Source organism: Pseudomonas sp. St316 (assembly GCF_018325905.1).
In the GTDB taxonomy this organism is placed as follows: domain Bacteria; phylum Pseudomonadota; class Gammaproteobacteria; order Pseudomonadales; family Pseudomonadaceae; genus Aquipseudomonas.
Window position 1 is genome coordinate 5,736,461 of sequence record NZ_AP021901.1, and the last position, 17,103, is coordinate 5,753,563.

The window sequence follows — 17,103 nt, forward strand, 5'->3', positions numbered from 1 at the left end:
GTCATTCTTATTCGGCTGAATCCACAGCTGCGATCATCCGAACGACATCCATCGTTTCGGCTACATCATGCACGCGCAATATGCGTGCACCTTTGGCAAGGGCCAAGGCCGCAAGGGCGAGACCGCCATACAGGCGCTCACCCACCGGGCGGCCCAAGGCATTGCCTATCATGCTCTTTCGCGAGACCCCAACCAACAGGGGCCGCCCCAGGGCATGCAAGGCTTCCATATGTTTGAACAGGCTCAGGTTGTGAGCCAGGGTCTTGGCAAAGCCGAACCCGGGGTCAAGAATGATCCGCTCGGCGGGAATACCCGCGGCGGCACACTGGCCCAGACGCTCCACCAGGAACTCACCCACCGCCCTGGTCACATCCTCATAATGCGGGTCGTTCTGCATGGTCCCCGGCTCGCCGAGCATATGCATCAGGCACACCGGCAATCCGGTGGCCGCCGCCGCGTCCAGGGCACCATCGCGCTGCAAGGACCGAACATCATTGATCAGGCCCGCCCCCAGCCGCGCAGTCTCACGCATGACCGCAGGTGTGGACGTATCGACTGAGATAATGACATCAAGTTCGCGATGGATGCGCTCGACAATCGGCGCCACTCGCTCCAGCTCTTCGGTAGGCGAGACCGCACGTGCGCCCGGCCGGGTCGATTCGCCACCCACATCGATCAGCGTTGCGCCCGCCGCCACCATGGCCTCGGCATGCCGCAGCGCAGCATCGAGCTGGCTGAATCGACCACCGTCGGAAAAGGAATCAGGCGTGACATTGAGAATGCCCATGACATGCGCATGGGCCAAATCAAGAACCCGGTTGCCGCAAGGCAACCGGGTCGAGGACTGAACAGAAGTCATTTCAAGCCTTAGACATCAGCGGCCGGACCGCCAATTGGTGTTTCCGGACGCTCACCCTGTACCGCCGGAGGCGTACCGGAGGTGCCGGTACCACCCGACCAGTCACGAGGCTCGCGAGGTTCGCGACCCGACATGATGTCGTCGATTTGCTCGGCGTCGATGGTTTCGTACTTCATCAGGGCATCGGCCATGGCATCGAGCTTGTCACGGTTGTCCGTGAGAATCTGCCGGGCAGTGCCGTAGCACTGGTCAATGATGCTGCGCACTTCGGAATCGATCAGCTTGGCTGTCTCGCCGGAGAAGCTTGCATGCTGGCCACCGCCACCACGACCAAGGAACACCTCCCCCTCTTCTTCTGCATACATCAGCGGCCCCAGCTTCTCGGACAAGCCCCACTTGGTGACCATGTTCCGGGCGATCTGACTGGCACGCATGATGTCGTTGGACGCGCCGGTGGTCACACCGTCGAAGCCAAGCGTCATCTCTTCAGCGATACGACCGCCGTACAAGGAACAGATCTGGCTGATCAAGGCACGCTTGGACAGGCTGTAGCGATCCTCTTCCGGCAGGAACATGGTCACGCCAAGGGCACGACCGCGCGGGATGATCGAGACCTTGTAGACCGGATCATGCTCGGGCACGACACGACCGACAATCGCGTGACCGGCCTCGTGATAAGCGGTGTTCTGCTTTTCTTTCTCCGACATGACCATGGATTTGCGCTCTGCGCCCATCATGATCTTGTCCTTGGCCAGCTCGAATTCCTTCATTTCCACGACGCGCTTGCCGGTGCGAGCAGCGAACAGCGACGCCTCGTTGACCAGGTTTGCAAGGTCAGCACCGGAAAAGCCCGGCGTACCACGCGCGATGACTGCCGGAGCGACGTCGTCACCCATTGGCACCTTGCGCATATGAACCTTGAGGATCTGCTCACGGCCGCGAATATCCGGCAGCCCCACCACGACCTGGCGGTCGAAACGACCTGGACGCAACAGTGCGGGGTCGAGCACGTCAGGACGGTTGGTGGCGGCAATCACGATGATGCCGTCGTTCATTTCAAAGCCGTCCATCTCGACCAGCAACTGGTTGAGGGTCTGTTCACGCTCATCGTGACCGCCACCCATGCCGGCGCCACGGTGGCGACCGACGGCGTCGATTTCGTCGATGAAGATGATGCATGGCGCGTGTTTCTTGGCCTGCTCGAACATGTCGCGAACACGACTGGCGCCCACGCCGACGAACATCTCGACGAAGTCGGAACCGGAAATCGTGAAGAACGGCACCTTGGCTTCACCGGCGATTGCCTTGGCCAGCAAGGTTTTACCAGTACCTGGCGGGCCCACCATCAGCACGCCGCGCGGAATACGACCACCCAGGCGCTGGAACTTGCCCGGATCACGCAGGAACTCGACCAGCTCACCCACTTCTTCCTTGGCTTCGTCGCAACCCGCGACGTCAGCCAGGGTGGTTTTCACCTGGTCTTCGGAAAGCAGACGGGCCTTGCTCTTGCCAAAGCTCATCGGCCCGCCCTTGCCTCCACCGCCGCCCTGCATCTGGCGCATGAAGAACATGAACACGGCGATGATCACCAGGATCGGGAAGCTGGCGACCAGGAGCTGGGTCCAGATGCTTTGCTGCTCAGGCTGCTTGCCTTCGACCACGACATGGTTATCCACCAGGTCGCCGATCAGGCCATTGTCCTGGATCGCCGGACGAATGGTCTTGAAGCTGTCGCCATCGGTGCGCTTGCCGGTAATCACATAGCCATCAACGGCTACACGCTCGACCTTGCCATCCTTGACCTGCTGGATGAAGTCGGAATAGTTGAGGGTCTGCGGCTCGTTAGGGCTGGAGAAGTTGTTCATCACGGTCACCAGGACAGCGGCGATGATCAACCACAGGATCAGATTCTTTGCCATATCGTTCAATTAACTACCCTCTGAAGCAAGCTCCGCTACTGGCGCGCGCTTCGCATGATATTCACCGGCCTAACTTACTACATTACCTACGACTCTGGCAGGCGCCGTCTGTAACCCTTTGTGAAACACTTTCTACACAATATTCGCTAATGCTCACGGGACGAAATACGAAAAACCTATCGCCCCGGTCGAAAAACCTCTTATTCCTCACTGCGACCACGGAAGCCACGGCCCAGCAGGTACTGCTCACGGGAGCGATCACGCGATGATTTCGGCTTGCGCGTCGTGACCTTCTCGAACTGCTTGCGCACGCTCTTGTGGTATTCGTCGAAGCCTTCACCCTGGAAGACCTTGATCAAAAAATCACCACCTGGCTTCAACACCCGAGTCGCAAGATCCAGTGCCAACTCGCACAGGAACATCGATCGCGGCATATCAACAGATGCCAATCCACTCATATTGGGGGCCATATCGGAAATCACAAGGTCCACCTCGTTTTTTCCAACCGCCTCAAGGATCTGCGCCAGTACGGCGTCCTCGGTAAAGTCGCCCTGAATGAAGGTCACATCCGGGATGCTGTCCATTTCCAGGATATCGGAAGCGATCAGCGTGCCTTGCCCACCAATCAGACGACTGGTCACTTGGGACCAGCCACCCGGGGCGGCGCCCAAGTCGATCACGCTCATGCCTGGACGGATCAAACGGTCTCTTTCCTGAATCTCCAGCAGCTTGTAGCTGGCACGGGAACGATACCCGTCTTTTTGCGCCATTTTCACGAATGGATCGTTGAAATGCTCTTGCAGCCATTTAAGACTTGTCTTGGAACGGGCCACGGGCCACCTCAAAAATAAAACGGGTCGTGATTAAGTGGGCGGTCCCGGACTTGCTCGGGTAAACTGGCCGCCGCTTTTTACAAGATCAGACGCAGGGGTCAGATTATGCCGCTCACTCAAGAGCAGAAGAAACAATACAAATCCATTGGCCACCATCTGAAACCGGTTTTGACTGTGGCTGACAACGGTTTGACTGAAGGTGTCCTCGCCGAACTGGAACGCGCCTTGAGCGATCACGAGCTGATCAAGATCAAGCTCAACATCCTCGACCGCGAAGCCCGCCTGGCTGCCGTTGCCGAACTGTGCAAGACCGGCAAGGCAGACCTGGTGCAGGTCATCGGCAAGATGGCGCTGATTTATCGCAAGAATTTCAGCGTCAACAAGCAACTGTCGAACGTTCACCGCTTCAAGTGATGTCAAAGGGTCAAGGGTGTGCCTCGCACACCCTGCCGCTCCACCCGGGAACCGGCTGCAACACCAGTACCAATCCGGAAAAACCCAGCACCAGGTAACTGAATACCTGCCACTGGGTAGCCTCTGGCCAGCCGAGACGCACTGCAAAGAACATCCCGCACGCGTACAACGACATGAGCAACAATTGCCCACGAATGTCGCGCCATAGACTGGCAAGGCCCTCGGCCTGAACCAGCACCAAAGCCTGAAACATTACGCACGCCGCGCAAAAGCCCACCAGCAGCGTCGTCAGCATGCCTGCGATTTCATCGATGAGCAGCGGTGCCAGGCCGACTCGACCCAGCACCGGCAGCAAACCGACGTGCAACAACCAGACGCCGCCCACCCACAACATCTGGGTGAGCTGCCAGATCATGGCGCCCGCTCGCAGCGGGCGCCTTCGTTCAGATGTGACGGACTTCGACAATCTCATACTCGATGACACCACCTGGCGTCTTCACCACCACCACATCACCCTCTTCCTTGGCAATCAAGGCGCGAGCGATGGGCGAACCAACGGATATCTTGCCGAGCTTGATGTCTGCCTCGTCCTCACCAACGATCTGGTAAGTGACGCTTTCATCGGTCTCGACGTTGGCGATTTCCACGGTCGTGCCAAAGATCACCTTGCCGGTGTGCGGGATCGTCGTGACATCGATGATCACCGCATTCTGCATGCGACCTTCGATATCACGGACTCGCGCCTCGACCATCCCCTGCTCCTCTCGGGCAGCATGGTATTCAGCGTTTTCCTTGAGATCGCCCAGCTCACGCGCTTCACCAATCGCCTGGCTCAAGCGCGGGCGCTCGACCTTGGTCAGGAAAGCGTGCTCTTCTTCCAGGGCCTTCGCGCCCTGAACGGTCATCGGGTACTTGGTTATGCTCATGCCTTCAATCCTGCATGTAGATCCTGCAAGCGACGCACGGTCTTCTCGGGACCGAACTTGAGCGCTTCGCAGATCGCTTCGCCCGCAGCAATGGTCGTGGTGCAGTAGATCTTGTGCTGCAGCGCATTGCGACGAATGGAGTAGGAATCGGCGATCGACTGGCGACCTTCGGTGGTGTTGATGATCAGCGTGACTTCGTCATTCTTGATCATGTCGACCACGTGCGGACGCCCCTCAGTCACCTTGTTCACGCGGCGCACTTTCAGGCCTGCCGCTTCGATCAGCCTAGCAGTACCGGCAGTGGCGACCACTTCGAAGCCCAAGTTGATCAGATCACGGGCTACGCCTGCAACCAGTGGCTTGTCGTCATCACGCACGCTGATGAACGCCGTGCCGCCGGTCGGCAAGACTTCGCTGGCACCCATCTGGGCCTTGGCGAAGGCTTCACCGAAGGTATCGCCCACACCCATCACTTCACCGGTGGACTTCATCTCAGGGCCGAGGATCGGATCGACGCCAGGGAACTTGGCGAACGGGAACACCGCCTCTTTCACGCTGTAGAAGTTCGGAATGATTTCCTTGGTGAAATTCAGTTCCTTCAGGGTTTTACCCGCCATGACCCGTGCAGCGATCATCGCCAGGGAAACGCCGATGCACTTGGAAACGAACGGCACGGTCCGGGAAGCGCGCGGATTGACTTCGATGACGTAGATGTCTTCGCCCTGCAGGGCCAGCTGCACGTTCATCAGGCCGATAACGCCCAGTTCCAGGGCCATTTTCTTGACCTGCTCGCGCATCTCGTCCTGGATGTGCGCCGGCAGCGAGTAAGGCGGCAGCGAGCAAGCGGAGTCACCGGAGTGAACGCCCGCTTGTTCGATGTGCTGCATGATCGCGCCAATCACCACGTCCTTGCCGTCGCTGACCGCGTCCACGTCCATTTCGATGGCGCAGTTGAGGAAGTGGTCCAGCAGCACCGGGCTGTCGTTGGAGACCTGGACCGCTTCACGCAGGTAGCGCTTGAGCTCGTCTTCTTGATAGACGATTTCCATCGCACGGCCGCCCAGTACATAGGACGGACGCACCACCAGCGGGTAACCGATCTTGGCGGCGGCACGAATCGCTTCGTCTTCGCTGCGCACGGTGGCGTTTGGCGGCTGGCGCAGGTTCAGGCGCTCGACCATCTGCTGGAAGCGCTCACGGTCTTCGGCGCGGTCGATCGCATCCGGGCTGGTACCGATGATCGGCACGCCAGCGGCTTCAAGGGCGCGCGCCAGTTTCAGCGGGGTCTGGCCGCCGTACTGGACGATGACGCCTTTTGGCTTCTCGACGCGGACGATTTCCAGCACGTCTTCCAGGGTTACTGGTTCGAAGTACAGGCGATCGGAGGTGTCGTAGTCGGTGGACACGGTTTCCGGGTTGCAGTTGACCATGATGGTCTCGTAACCGTCGTCACGCAGAGCCAGTGCCGCGTGTACGCAGCAGTAGTCGAACTCGATACCCTGGCCGATCCGGTTAGGACCGCCACCCAGGATCATGATCTTGTCCCGGGTCGATGGTGCCGCTTCGCACTCTTCTTCGTACGTGGAGTACAGGTAGGCGGTGTCGGTGGCGAACTCGGCCGCGCAGGTGTCGACGCGCTTGTAGACCGGGAATATCTCCAGCTTATGACGATGAGCCCGCAGGCTCTTCTCGGTCACACCCAGCAGCTTGGCCAGGCGCATGTCGGAGAAACCCTTGCGCTTGAGGCGGAACATCGTGTCGTGGTCGATGCTCGACATGCTCAGTGTCTTGACCTTCTCTTCTTCCTTGATCAGATCTTCGATCTGCACCAGGAACCAAGGGTCGATCATGTTCATGCCGAAGATCTGCTCGACGGTCATGCCGGCACGGAAGGCGTCAGCCACGTACCAGATGCGCTCGGCACCCGGCACAGTCAGCTCGCGCTTGAGCACGCCCATGCTTTCCGGGTCGTTCAGGTCCAGCTTCGGATCGAGGCCGCAAACGCCCACTTCCAGGCCGCGAAGGGCTTTCTGCAGGGATTCCTGGAAGGTCCGGCCGATGGCCATGACTTCACCAACCGACTTCATTTGAGTCGTCAGGCGGGCATCGGCCTTGGCGAACTTCTCGAAGGCAAAGCGTGGCAGCTTGGTAACGACGTAGTCGATGGACGGTTCGAAGGACGCCGGGGTCTTGCCGCCGGTGATGTCGTTCGACAGCTCGTCCAGGGTGTAGCCCACGGCCAACTTGGCAGCGACCTTGGCAATCGGGAAACCGGTGGCCTTGGAGGCCAGGGCCGACGAACGGGATACCCGTGGGTTCATCTCGATGACCACCATGCGACCGGTGTTCGGGCAGATGCCGAACTGGACGTTGGAGCCACCGGTTTCCACGCCGATCTCACGCAATACCGCCAGGGAGGCGTTACGCAGGATCTGGTATTCCTTGTCGGTCAGGGTCTGGGCTGGTGCGACGGTGATCGAGTCACCGGTGTGCACGCCCATCGGGTCGAAGTTTTCGATAGAGCAGACGATGATGCAGTTGTCCTTTTTGTCACGGACAACTTCCATTTCATATTCTTTCCAGCCGATCAGGGATTCGTCGATCAGCAGTTCCTTGGTCGGCGACAAGTCGAGACCACGGGCGCAGATTTCTTCGAACTCTTCACGGTTGTAGGCGATGCCGCCACCCGTGCCGCCCATGGTGAAGGACGGACGGATGATGCACGGGAAGCCAAGGCGTTCCAGGACGGCGTTGGCCTCTTCCATGCTGTGGGCGATGCCCGAGCGTGGGCAGTCCAGGCCAATGGATTTCATCGCTTTGTCGAAGCGCGAACGGTCTTCGGCCTTGTCGATGGTGTCGGCGTTGGCGCCGATCATTTCCACACCGAACTTCTCCAGGACGCCTTCGCGCTCAAGATCCAGGGCGCAGTTCAGTGCGGTCTGGCCACCCATGGTCGGCAACAGCGCGTCCGGGCGTTCCTTCTCGATGATCTTGGCAACGGTCTGCCACTTGATCGGCTCGATGTAGGTGGCGTCGGCCATGGCCGGGTCGGTCATGATGGTGGCCGGGTTGGAGTTCACCAGGATGACGCGGTAGCCCTCTTCGCGCAGGGCTTTACAGGCCTGGGCGCCGGAGTAGTCGAATTCGCAGGCCTGGCCGATCACGATCGGGCCAGCGCCGAGAATCAGGATGCTTTTTATGTCTGTACGTTTTGGCATGGGTTTGTCACTCAAATCCGCAGGTCAGTCGGCTAGGCCGTCGAACAATCTTTGAAGCGCCCGAAGGGGCCGCCGTGCTCGGGGCCGCCCTCGGGCTTCTCGCGGTCAGCGTCGCTTGGCCATCTCGTTGATGAAGCGATCGAACAGCGGAGCCACATCGTTCGGGCCCGGGCTGGCTTCAGGGTGGCCCTGGAAGCTGAACGCGCTCTTGTCGGTACGCTCGATACCTTGCAGCGTGCCGTCGAACAGCGACTTGTGAATCGCGCGCACGTTGGCCGGCAGGGTGGCTTCGTCCACCGCGAAACCGTGGTTCTGGCTGGTGATCATCACCACGCCGGTATCCAGGTCCTGCACCGGGTGGTTGGCACCGTGGTGGCCGTGGCCCATCTTCAAGGTCTTGGCGCCCGAAGCGAGGGCCAGCAGTTGGTGACCGAGGCAGATACCAAATACCGGGATCTCGGTTTCCAGCACGTCCTTGATCGCCTGGATCGCGTAGTCGCAAGGCTCCGGGTCACCCGGGCCGTTGGACAGGAACACGCCGTCGGGCTTGAGGGCCAGGACGTCGGCGGCCGGGGTTTGGGCCGGCACCACGGTGACGCGGCAACCACGCTCGACCAGCATGCGCAGGATGTTCAGCTTGACGCCGTAGTCGTAGGCCACCACGTGGTAAGGCAGCTCGGAAGCTTCGATCGTCGCGTGACTGTCGGTCTTCAGGTCCCAGACCGTGGAGCGCCACTCGTACGGCTTCTTGGTGCTGACGACTTTCGCCAGGTCCATGCCCTTGAGGCCAGGGAAACCCTGGGCAGCCGCGATGGCGGCCTCTTCGGAAATGTTGTCGCCGGCCATGATGCAGCCGTTCTGCGCGCCTTTTTCCCGAAGGATGCGGGTCAGGCGACGGGTGTCGATACCGGCGATCGCCACGACGTTGTTGGCTTTCAGGTAATCGGACAGGGACATCGTGTTACGCCAGTTGCTCGCTACCAGCGGCAAGTCACGGATGACCAGGCCGGCGGACCAGACACGATCAGACTCGGCGTCTTCCGGCGTGGTGCCGGTGTTGCCGATGTGTGGGTAAGTCAGGGTAACGATTTGTTGGGCGTAGGAAGGATCGGTAAGAATTTCCTGATAGCCGGTCATTGCGGTGTTAAACACCACCTCACCAACGGTTTGACCGTCGGCTCCAATGGCTTCGCCGCGAAAAATGCTGCCATCAGCAAGGGCGAGTATGGCTGGCTTAGTCAAGAAGACCTCCCGTAAATAAAGCCTGAAAGGGCGATCGCAGGTTGTAAAAAAGCGGAGTGACGTATGGACACGTCACCCCGCTTGTTCACTGAATTATTCTGCGCGCTTTTAGTGGACACACTAAAGCTGTAGCTTACAGAAAAAGGCTTTTTTGGTCCACCGCTAATGAGCCTTAAAGGCAGGGGAATGCGACAGGCCGTCGCGAAGCGGTGTAAAACGGGGCTCAGTATAACCTGAACCCCGCGCTTAAGGGCATCAACGCAGGTCGAGAACGTCCTGCATGTCGTACAAACCAGGCTCGCGGCCATCCAGCCACAGCGCGGCACGTACAGCGCCCTTGGCGAACGTCATCCGGCTTGACGCCTTGTGGGTGATCTCCAGGCGCTCGCCTTCGGTGGCGAACAGCACGGTGTGGTCGCCCACCACATCACCGCCACGCACAGTGGCGAAACCGATGGTGCTGCGCTCACGAGCACCGGTGTGCCCCTGGCGCCCATACACAGCCACTTCCTGCAGATCGCGACCCAGCGCATCGGCAATCACTTCGCCCATGCGCAAGGCCGTTCCCGAAGGCGCGTCGATCTTGTGCCGGTGATGCGCCTCGATAATCTCGATATCCGCATCGTCACCCAAGACCCGGGCCGCCATGTCCAGCAGCTTCAGCGACAGGTTCACGCCGACGCTGAAGTTTGCAGCGAACACGATCGGAATGTCCTTGCCCGCATCGGCCAGCAATTGCTTTTGCGCGGCATCCAGGCCCGTCGTACCGATCACCATGGCTTTGCCGTGCTTGCGGCAGATCGCGAGGTTTTTCAGCATCACTTCCGGCAGGGTGAAATCGATCAGTACATCGAACTCGTCGAGCACTTTCTCCAGGCCGCCGGACATCGGCACGCCGATACGCCCCAGCGAGGCCAACTCGCCCGCATCGGCGCCGACCAGCGTGCTGTCGGGCCGAACGATGGCCGCGGTCAGGCCGGAAAGCGGCGAGCGCTGCTGCACCGCCTCGACCAGTGCCTTGCCCATGCGCCCCGCAGCGCCCATCACAGCTATACGTCGCATGCGAACTCCTTACAGGTCGCCGAAGAAGCGCTTCACGCCTTCGAACCAACCGGTGGTTTTCGGGGAGTGGCTGTTGTCATCCGCCAGCGAGTTGCGAAATTCCTCCAACAGCTCACGCTGACGCCGCCCCAGGTTGACCGGAGTCTCCACCGCCACACGGCACATCAGGTCACCCGCACCACCGCCACGCACTGGCGCGACACCTTTGCCGCGAATCCGGAACTGCTTGCCGGTCTGGGTGCCCTCGGGGATTTTCAGCTTGACGCGACCGTCCAGGGTCGGGATCTCAAGCTCACCACCCAAGGCCGCATCGACGAAGCTGATCGGCACTTCGCAGAACAGGTGCTTGCCGTCGCGTTGGAAAATTGCATGCTCGCGCACGTTGATGACCACATACAGGTCGCCAGTTGGGCCACCCTGGGCACCCGCCTCGCCTTCGCCGGACAGGCGAATGCGATCACCGGTATCGACACCGGCCGGCACTTTGACCGACAGCGTCTTGTACTCTTCGACACGCCCTTCGCCGTGGCAGGAGTCGCACGGATCGGAAATGATCTTGCCTTGGCCATGGCAACGCGGGCAGGTCTGCTGCACCGAGAAGAAGCCCTGCTGCATGCGGACCTGACCGATGCCACCACAGGTCGGGCACGTAACGGGCGAGGAGCCCTTCTTGGCACCCGAGCCATCGCACGGCTTGCAATTGACCAGTGTTGGAACACGGATATTGACGGTGGTACCACGCACCGCCTCTTCCAGGTTCAACTCCAGCGTGTAGCGCAGATCACTGCCACGCTGGGCGCCGCCACGGGCACCGCCACGACCGCCACCAAAGAAATCGCTGAACACATCACCGAAAATATCGGAAAAGTTCTGACCGCCGAAACCGGCACCGCCGCCGCCCATGCTTGGGTCGACGCCGGCATGACCATACTGGTCGTAAGCCGCGCGCTTGCTCGAATCGGACAGTACTTCGTAGGCCTCGTTGGCCTCCTTGAACATCTCTTCCGACGCTTTGTCGCCGGGATTACGGTCCGGGTGGTGCTTCATCGCCAGGCGACGATAGGCCTTTTTCAGGTCTGCCTCGCTGGCCCCCCGCTCGACACCCAATACTTCGTAAAAGTCACGCTTTGCCATTAGTCTTTGCACTCTTATAGGACGTCCGGCAAACCTCTCCTGAACCTTGCCAAACTCGTTGAGCCCCAATACAGGCCCGGACCCAACATACGTCAATTCAACGATCCTGGTCTTGGGCTTGCAGGAGAAGTGCCTGCGCGACGATCAGGCGGCGTTGAAAGCAGGCTCGAAATGCTCATCTACTAAAGTAAACTCCGCTTTCTCGCCTGCTTTCGCCTTGCCTGATCGCCGCTCGGCGACTTCTCCTACAAACCCTTATCTTTCAGCCAGGGCTCCGGCCAAAACGCGGCGTCCGTTGCTCGGAAAGCAGGAGCATTCCCGATCACACCGCCAGCATCCGAGCGTTGTCGCATGCTGTAAAAATTCACTGACTCCAGACACGCCAACGCGGGAGCAAGCTCCCGCGCGGCGACATCCTACCAGCCACCGCACAAATGCAGTCAACCGGCCGACCAACAAGCGATTACTTGTGGTCTTTCACTTCTTCGAACTCGGCGTCAACGACGTCGTCGGCTTTCTCGGCCGATTCGCCCTGCGCAGCCGCGCCTTCTGCAGGCTGAGCCTGTTCGGCGTACATCTTCTGAGCCACTGGCGCGGAGACCTTGGACAGCTCTTCGATCTTCGCTTCGATGGCGGCCTTGTCGTCGCCTTTGACGGCAGCTTCCAGGGCAACCACGGCCGCTTCGATGGCAGTTTTCTCTTCTGCAGTCACTTTTTCGCCAGCATCAGCGATCATTTTGCGAGTCGAGTGCACCAAGGCATCGCCCTGGTTGCGAGCACTGGCCAGCTCTTCGAACTTGCGGTCTTCCTCGGCGTTGACTTCAGCATCGCGAACCATCTGCTGAATTTCTTCCTCGGACAGACCGGAGTTGGCCTTGATCACAATCGACTGGGTCTTGCCAGTTGCCTTGTCCTTCGCGCCGACGTGCAGGATGCCGTTGGCGTCGATGTCGAAGGTCACTTCGATTTGTGGCACGCCACGTGGTGCTGGTGGAATCTCGGCCAGGTCGAACTTGCCCAGGGACTTGTTCTGTGCGGCTTGCTTACGCTCACCTTGCAGTACGTGAATGGTCACTGCGCCCTGGTTGTCGTCGGCCGTCGAGAACACTTGGGATTTCTTGGTAGGAATCGTGGTGTTTTTCTCGATCAGCGCGGTCATTACGCCGCCCATGGTTTCGATACCCAGGGTCAGCGGGCTGACGTCGAGCAGCAGAACGTCTTTCACGTCACCGGCCAATACCGCGCCCTGGATAGCAGCACCCATGGCAACAGCTTCGTCAGGGTTGACGTCTTTACGGGCTTCTTTGCCGAAGAAATCGGTCACCAGCTTCTGAACCAGTGGCATACGGGTCTGACCGCCAACCAGGATCACGTCGTTGATCGAGCCAACGTCGATACCGGCGTCTTTCATGGCGATGCGGCAAGGCTCGATGGTGCGCTGAACCAGGTCTTCCACCAGCGCTTCAAGCTTGGCGCGGGAGATTTTTACGTTCAGGTGCTTAGGACCGGTGGCGTCTGCAGTGATGTACGGCAGGTTCACGTCGGTCGACTGGCTCGAGGACAGTTCGATCTTGGCTTTTTCAGCGGCTTCTTTCAGGCGCTGCATGGCCAGCGGGTCACCCTTGAGGTTCATGCCGCTTTCTTTCTTGAACTCGTCGACGAGGTAGTCGATCAGGCGGATGTCGAAGTCTTCACCACCGAGGAACGTGTCGCCGTTGGTTGCCAATACTTCGAACTGATGCTCGCCGTCGACTTCAGCGATCTCGATCACGGAAACGTCGAAGGTACCGCCACCCAGGTCATAAACGATCACGGTGTGATCGCCCTTGGCCTTGTCCATACCGTAGGCCAGGGCAGCCGCGGTCGGTTCGTTGATGATACGTTTTACGTCCAGGCCCGCGATGCGGCCGGCGTCTTTGGTCGCCTGGCGCTGGCTGTCGTTGAAATAGGCAGGAACAGTAATGACCGCCTCAGTCACCGCTTCGCCGAGGTAATCTTCGGCGGTTTTCTTCATTTTCTTGAGGATTTCAGCCGAGATCTGTGGCGGCGCCATTTTCTGGCCATTCACTTCAACCCAGGCGTCGCCGTTATCAGCCTTGGCGATTTTGTAAGGCACCATCTTGATGTCTTTCTGGACGACGTCTTCGTCGAACTTGCGACCGATCAGACGCTTCACCGCGTACAGGGTGTTATGCGGATTGGTCACTGCCTGACGCTTGGCCGACTGGCCAACCAGAATCTCGCCATCATTGGCGTAAGCGATGATCGACGGCGTAGTACGCGCGCCTTCAGCGTTTTCGATGACTTTGGCCTTGCCGTTTTCCAGCACGGAGACGCACGAGTTGGTGGTCCCCAGGTCGATACCGATAATCTTGCCCATGTTAACTCTCCCGAAACTTGGATTTTGTTGCCGCAGCAGTGGTGGCTAACTGCGGTAGCACTTAAACGCTTGACTTATAGATGGGGCCGCTATGACCGATTTCAAGCCTGCTCATCAATAGAAGGCGAAACCGGCGCCGGCGCCTTGCTGACCACGACCATGGCCGGGCGCAGCAAACGACCGTTAAGCAAATAGCCCTTCTGGAAAACCTTCAGCACACTGTTTGGCTCGACGTCGGCACTTTCCTGCATCGCCATGGCCTGGTGGTGCTCGGCGTTGAAGGGTTCGCCATGCGGATCAAGGGTTTCGAGCTGATAACGCTTGAGGGTGTCCTGGAACATTTTCAGGGTCAGCTCGATGCCTTCACGCATCGGACGAATATTTTCGTCATCCGGGTTGGACAGCTCCAGGCCACGCTCCAGGCTGTCGATGATCGGCAGCAGATCGCCAGCGAAACGCTCCAGGGCGAATTTATGAGCCTTCTCTACATCTTGCTCGGCGCGACGGCGGACATTCTGCAGGTCGGCTGCTACACGCAACGCCTGATCCTGCGCACCGGCCAGTTGCTCCTCGAGCACTTGTACACGTGCCGCCAGGTCTTCACCGGAATCCTGGGAAGCCTGATTGGCGTCTAGATTTTGCGTGTCCTGCGTCTGTTCGTCAGCCATAGATTTCTCCTCTCAACTTCGTCCGCGAGCTCAACTCGCGCTTCTGCCCCGGTATATGGGGTCGGGTTTTGCAGCTTCAAGGGGCATCTGACGAATTAACCTTACAAAAAACAGCTGCATAACCATTCCCCGCCGCGCTAAGAAAATCACTTATCCAAGCAAATCGAGCTAAGCGAGGGCATTGTCAGGCCAAAACAAAACACTGTATAAATAACCAGACCTAAAGCCTGGGAGCGGCCTTTATGCTGGTGCACCTGTCCGTACACAACTACGCCATCGTCGAACACCTCGACCTCGAACTTGATCGAGGCATGAGTGTGATCACCGGTGAAACCGGCGCGGGCAAGTCGATCATGCTCGATGCCCTGGGCCTGACGCTGGGCGACCGCGCCGACAGTGGCGTGGTGCGCCCCGGAGCGGACAAAGCCGACATCCTGGCGACGTTCGACCTGGTCGACATCCCCGAGGCCAGCGCCTGGCTGGCCGAACGCGACCTGGACACCGACGGCCTGTGCATCCTGCGCCGGGTCATCACCGCTGAAGGCCGCTCCCGAGGCTACATCAACGGCACCCCGTGCCCATTGGGCGACCTCAAGGCCCTCGGCGAGCTGCTGATCGACATTCACAGCCAGCATGAACATCAATCCCTGCTCAAGACCGATACCCACCGTCGCCTGCTGGATGAGTACGCCGGCGCCACGGACCTGGCCCGACAGGTCCAACTGGCGGCCCAACGCTGGCGCCAAACCCGACAGGAACTGGATCGCCTCTCCAACTCCGGCGACGAACAGCGCGCACGTCACCAGTTATTGAGCTACCAGCTCGAAGAGCTGGAAAACCTGGCCCTGGGTGAAAATGAACTGGAAGAACTGGAGCAGGAACACAAGAACCTGACCAACGCCGAAACCCTGCTGGGCATTTGCCGGCAAGTGGTCGAACAATGCAGCGAGAGCGATTCAGGCAATGTGCTCAATGCCCTGACGGCGAGCTTGAACCGACTTTCCAGCGTGAACAATTCGGTAGGCGCCCTGAACGAAGCGACCAACCTGCTGACGAGTGCGCAGATCCAGGTCGAAGAAGCCGTCGGGGAACTGAACCGCTTCCTCGATCATTTCGATGCCGACCCCGCCCGCCTGCAGTACCTGGAAGAGCGCCTGGACACCATCTATACACTGGCGCGCAAGCACCGCATCCAGCCGACCGATGTTGCCGAACTCCAGCAGCGGCTGCTGGAAGAACTGGAAACCCTGAACGCCAACGATGAATCCATCGAGCGCCTGGCGGATGAACTGGCTTCTTATGCCCGTCATTACCAGGAAAAGGCCAAGGAGCTCAGTGAACTGCGGCAGCACGCCGCAACAGGGCTGGCCAGCGCCGTGGAGCAGGAAATCCAGCGCCTGGGCATGCCCGGCGGGCGCTTCACCATCGAATTGCGCCCCAACGCTGGCGACGAACTCCAGCCCAATGGCCTGGAGCAAGTGGAACTACTGGTCAGCGCCAACCCCGGGCAACCGCTCAAGGCCCTGGCCAAAGTCGCCTCCGGCGGCGAGCTGTCACGGATCAGCCTGGCCATCCAGGTCATCACCGCACAGACCTCTCGCGTGCCGACGCTGGTATTCGACGAAGTGGACGTGGGTATCGGTGGCCCAACCGCGGAAATTGTCGGCCAGTTGCTGCGCCGGCTGGGGGAGCGGGGCCAGGTGCTGACGGTGACTCACCTGCCCCAGGTCGCCGCCCAGGGACACCAGCATCTATTCGTGCACAAGGTGCGCGGCGAGGATGCCACTCGCACGGCCGTGTCCAAGCTCAACAAAAACGAGCGCGTGGAAGAAGTGGCGCGAATGCTCGGGGGCATCGACCTCACCAAGGAATCCCTGGCCCACGCGAAAAAAATGGTCGTTACCGCGAAAATCTGAGAACGGCGGAAAGCACGAAGGCGACCCGGGGGTCGCCTTCGTTCGTTTCGCGAACCTTGATAGTCCGCGCGACATGCTTACTTTTTCTTGCGTACGTACAGCACAAGATTGTGATCAACCATCTCGAAGCCATACTTGTCGACGATTGCTTTCTGCAGCCGCTCGATTTCTTCGTCGAAGAATTCAATCACTTCGCTGGTCTCGACGTTGACCATATGGTCGTGATGCTTGCCGTCGTCCAGTTCGAAGACCGCATGGCCTCCGTCGAAGTTGTGCCGCACCACAAGGCCAGCTGCCTCGAACTGAGTCAGAACACGGTAAACCGTGGCCAGACCGACGTCCTCACCAGCCTCCATCAGCGCCTTGTAGACATCCTCGGCACTCATGTGGCGTTGCTCGGCGGAGTCGAGCATTTGTAGAATCTTGACCCGTGGCAGGGTCACTTTGAGGCCGGCTTTGCGTAGTTCGCTATTTTCAACCATGGTCAGCTTTCTCGCGATGCTGCTTCGCAGCTTCTCTTAATGCGGGTATG

At 59.6% G+C, this 17,103-nt stretch carries 14 protein-coding genes; 2 read left to right on the forward strand and 12 right to left on the reverse strand.

Annotation, left to right across the window (positions count from 1 at the left end):
* Positions 1–7: 7 nt before the first annotated feature.
* From folP to rlmE, 3 genes are all read right to left on the reverse strand, one after another.
* Complete coding sequence (folP, locus tag KI237_RS25705; protein ID WP_212797589.1) at positions 8–859, reverse strand: dihydropteroate synthase; 852 nt, start codon at positions 857–859, stop codon at positions 8–10.
* A gap of 8 nt (positions 860–867) precedes the next feature.
* Positions 868–2,778, reverse strand: a complete 1,911-nt coding sequence (gene ftsH, locus KI237_RS25710) for an ATP-dependent zinc metalloprotease FtsH (RefSeq protein ID WP_212797590.1) — start codon at positions 2,776–2,778, stop codon at positions 868–870.
* A gap of 200 nt (positions 2,779–2,978) precedes the next feature.
* The gene (rlmE, locus tag KI237_RS25715; RefSeq protein ID WP_003177853.1) at positions 2,979–3,611 is read right to left on the reverse strand and encodes a 23S rRNA (uridine(2552)-2'-O)-methyltransferase RlmE; all 633 of its coding nucleotides are present in this window, start codon (positions 3,609–3,611) and stop codon (positions 2,979–2,981) included.
* Between the two features lie 105 nt (positions 3,612–3,716).
* On the opposite strand from rlmE, the gene KI237_RS25720 reads away from it, so the two are divergent.
* Entirely contained in the window at positions 3,717–4,025 is a 309-nt protein-coding gene (locus KI237_RS25720) for a YhbY family RNA-binding protein (protein ID WP_003197704.1), read from the forward strand.
* 10 nt (positions 4,026–4,035) lie between these two features.
* Here the strand turns inward: KI237_RS25720 and KI237_RS25725 are convergent, their stop codons facing one another.
* The 8 genes from KI237_RS25725 to grpE form a co-directional block, all read right to left on the reverse strand.
* A complete protein-coding gene (locus tag KI237_RS25725) occupies positions 4,036–4,440 on the reverse strand; it encodes an MFS transporter (protein ID WP_212797591.1) in 405 nt (134 codons plus the stop codon).
* Positions 4,441–4,468: 28 nt separating this feature from the next.
* Positions 4,469–4,945, reverse strand: a complete 477-nt coding sequence (gene greA, locus KI237_RS25730; RefSeq protein ID WP_027911987.1) for a transcription elongation factor GreA — start codon at positions 4,943–4,945, stop codon at positions 4,469–4,471.
* A gap of 2 nt (positions 4,946–4,947) precedes the next feature.
* Entirely contained in the window at positions 4,948–8,169 is a 3,222-nt protein-coding gene (carB, locus tag KI237_RS25735) for a carbamoyl-phosphate synthase large subunit (RefSeq protein ID WP_212797592.1), read from the reverse strand.
* 105 nt (positions 8,170–8,274) lie between these two features.
* Entirely contained in the window at positions 8,275–9,411 is a 1,137-nt protein-coding gene (gene carA / locus KI237_RS25740) for a glutamine-hydrolyzing carbamoyl-phosphate synthase small subunit (protein WP_025211781.1), read from the reverse strand.
* Positions 9,412–9,666: 255 nt separating this feature from the next.
* Entirely contained in the window at positions 9,667–10,473 is an 807-nt protein-coding gene (dapB, locus tag KI237_RS25745; protein ID WP_003197696.1) for a 4-hydroxy-tetrahydrodipicolinate reductase, read from the reverse strand.
* A 9-nt stretch (positions 10,474–10,482) separates the two neighbouring features.
* A complete protein-coding gene (gene dnaJ / locus KI237_RS25750; protein ID WP_003197693.1) occupies positions 10,483–11,607 on the reverse strand; it encodes a molecular chaperone DnaJ in 1,125 nt (374 codons plus the stop codon).
* 463 nt (positions 11,608–12,070) lie between these two features.
* A complete protein-coding gene (dnaK, locus tag KI237_RS25755) occupies positions 12,071–13,987 on the reverse strand; it encodes a molecular chaperone DnaK (protein ID WP_212797593.1) in 1,917 nt (638 codons plus the stop codon).
* 101 nt (positions 13,988–14,088) lie between these two features.
* Positions 14,089–14,655 carry a nucleotide exchange factor GrpE gene (gene grpE / locus KI237_RS25760; RefSeq protein ID WP_053118337.1) on the reverse strand — a complete coding sequence of 189 codons (567 nt, stop codon included), beginning with the start codon at positions 14,653–14,655 and terminating at the stop codon, positions 14,089–14,091.
* 242 nt (positions 14,656–14,897) lie between these two features.
* On the opposite strand from grpE, the gene recN reads away from it, so the two are divergent.
* Positions 14,898–16,571: a DNA repair protein RecN gene (gene recN, locus KI237_RS25765; protein WP_212797594.1), complete on the forward strand. Its 1,674-nt coding sequence runs from the start codon at positions 14,898–14,900 to the stop codon at positions 16,569–16,571.
* Between the two features lie 77 nt (positions 16,572–16,648).
* Here the strand turns inward: recN and fur are convergent, their stop codons facing one another.
* On the reverse strand, positions 16,649–17,053 hold the full coding sequence (fur, locus tag KI237_RS25770) for a ferric iron uptake transcriptional regulator (protein WP_003197684.1): 405 nt from the start codon (positions 17,051–17,053) through the stop codon (positions 16,649–16,651).
* Positions 17,054–17,103 lie beyond the last annotated feature (50 nt).

Coding starts and splice junctions, on each gene's coding strand:
- folP (WP_212797589.1), bottom strand. CDS start 859: ATGACTTCTGTTCAGTCCTCGACCCGGTTGCCTTGCGGCAACCGGGTT.
- dnaK (WP_212797593.1), bottom strand. CDS start 13,987: ATGGGCAAGATTATCGGTATCGACCTGGGGACCACCAACTCGTGCGTC.
- KI237_RS25720 (WP_003197704.1), top strand. CDS start 3,717: ATGCCGCTCACTCAAGAGCAGAAGAAACAATACAAATCCATTGGCCAC.
- dnaJ (WP_003197693.1), bottom strand. CDS start 11,607: ATGGCAAAGCGTGACTTTTACGAAGTATTGGGTGTCGAGCGGGGGGCC.
- carB (WP_212797592.1), bottom strand. CDS start 8,169: ATGCCAAAACGTACAGACATAAAAAGCATCCTGATTCTCGGCGCTGGC.
- fur (WP_003197684.1), bottom strand. CDS start 17,053: ATGGTTGAAAATAGCGAACTACGCAAAGCCGGCCTCAAAGTGACCCTG.
- KI237_RS25725 (WP_212797591.1), bottom strand. CDS start 4,440: ATGATCTGGCAGCTCACCCAGATGTTGTGGGTGGGCGGCGTCTGGTTG.
- recN (WP_212797594.1), top strand. CDS start 14,898: ATGCTGGTGCACCTGTCCGTACACAACTACGCCATCGTCGAACACCTC.
- ftsH (WP_212797590.1), bottom strand. CDS start 2,778: ATGGCAAAGAATCTGATCCTGTGGTTGATCATCGCCGCTGTCCTGGTG.
- dapB (WP_003197696.1), bottom strand. CDS start 10,473: ATGCGACGTATAGCTGTGATGGGCGCTGCGGGGCGCATGGGCAAGGCA.
- grpE (WP_053118337.1), bottom strand. CDS start 14,655: ATGGCTGACGAACAGACGCAGGACACGCAAAATCTAGACGCCAATCAG.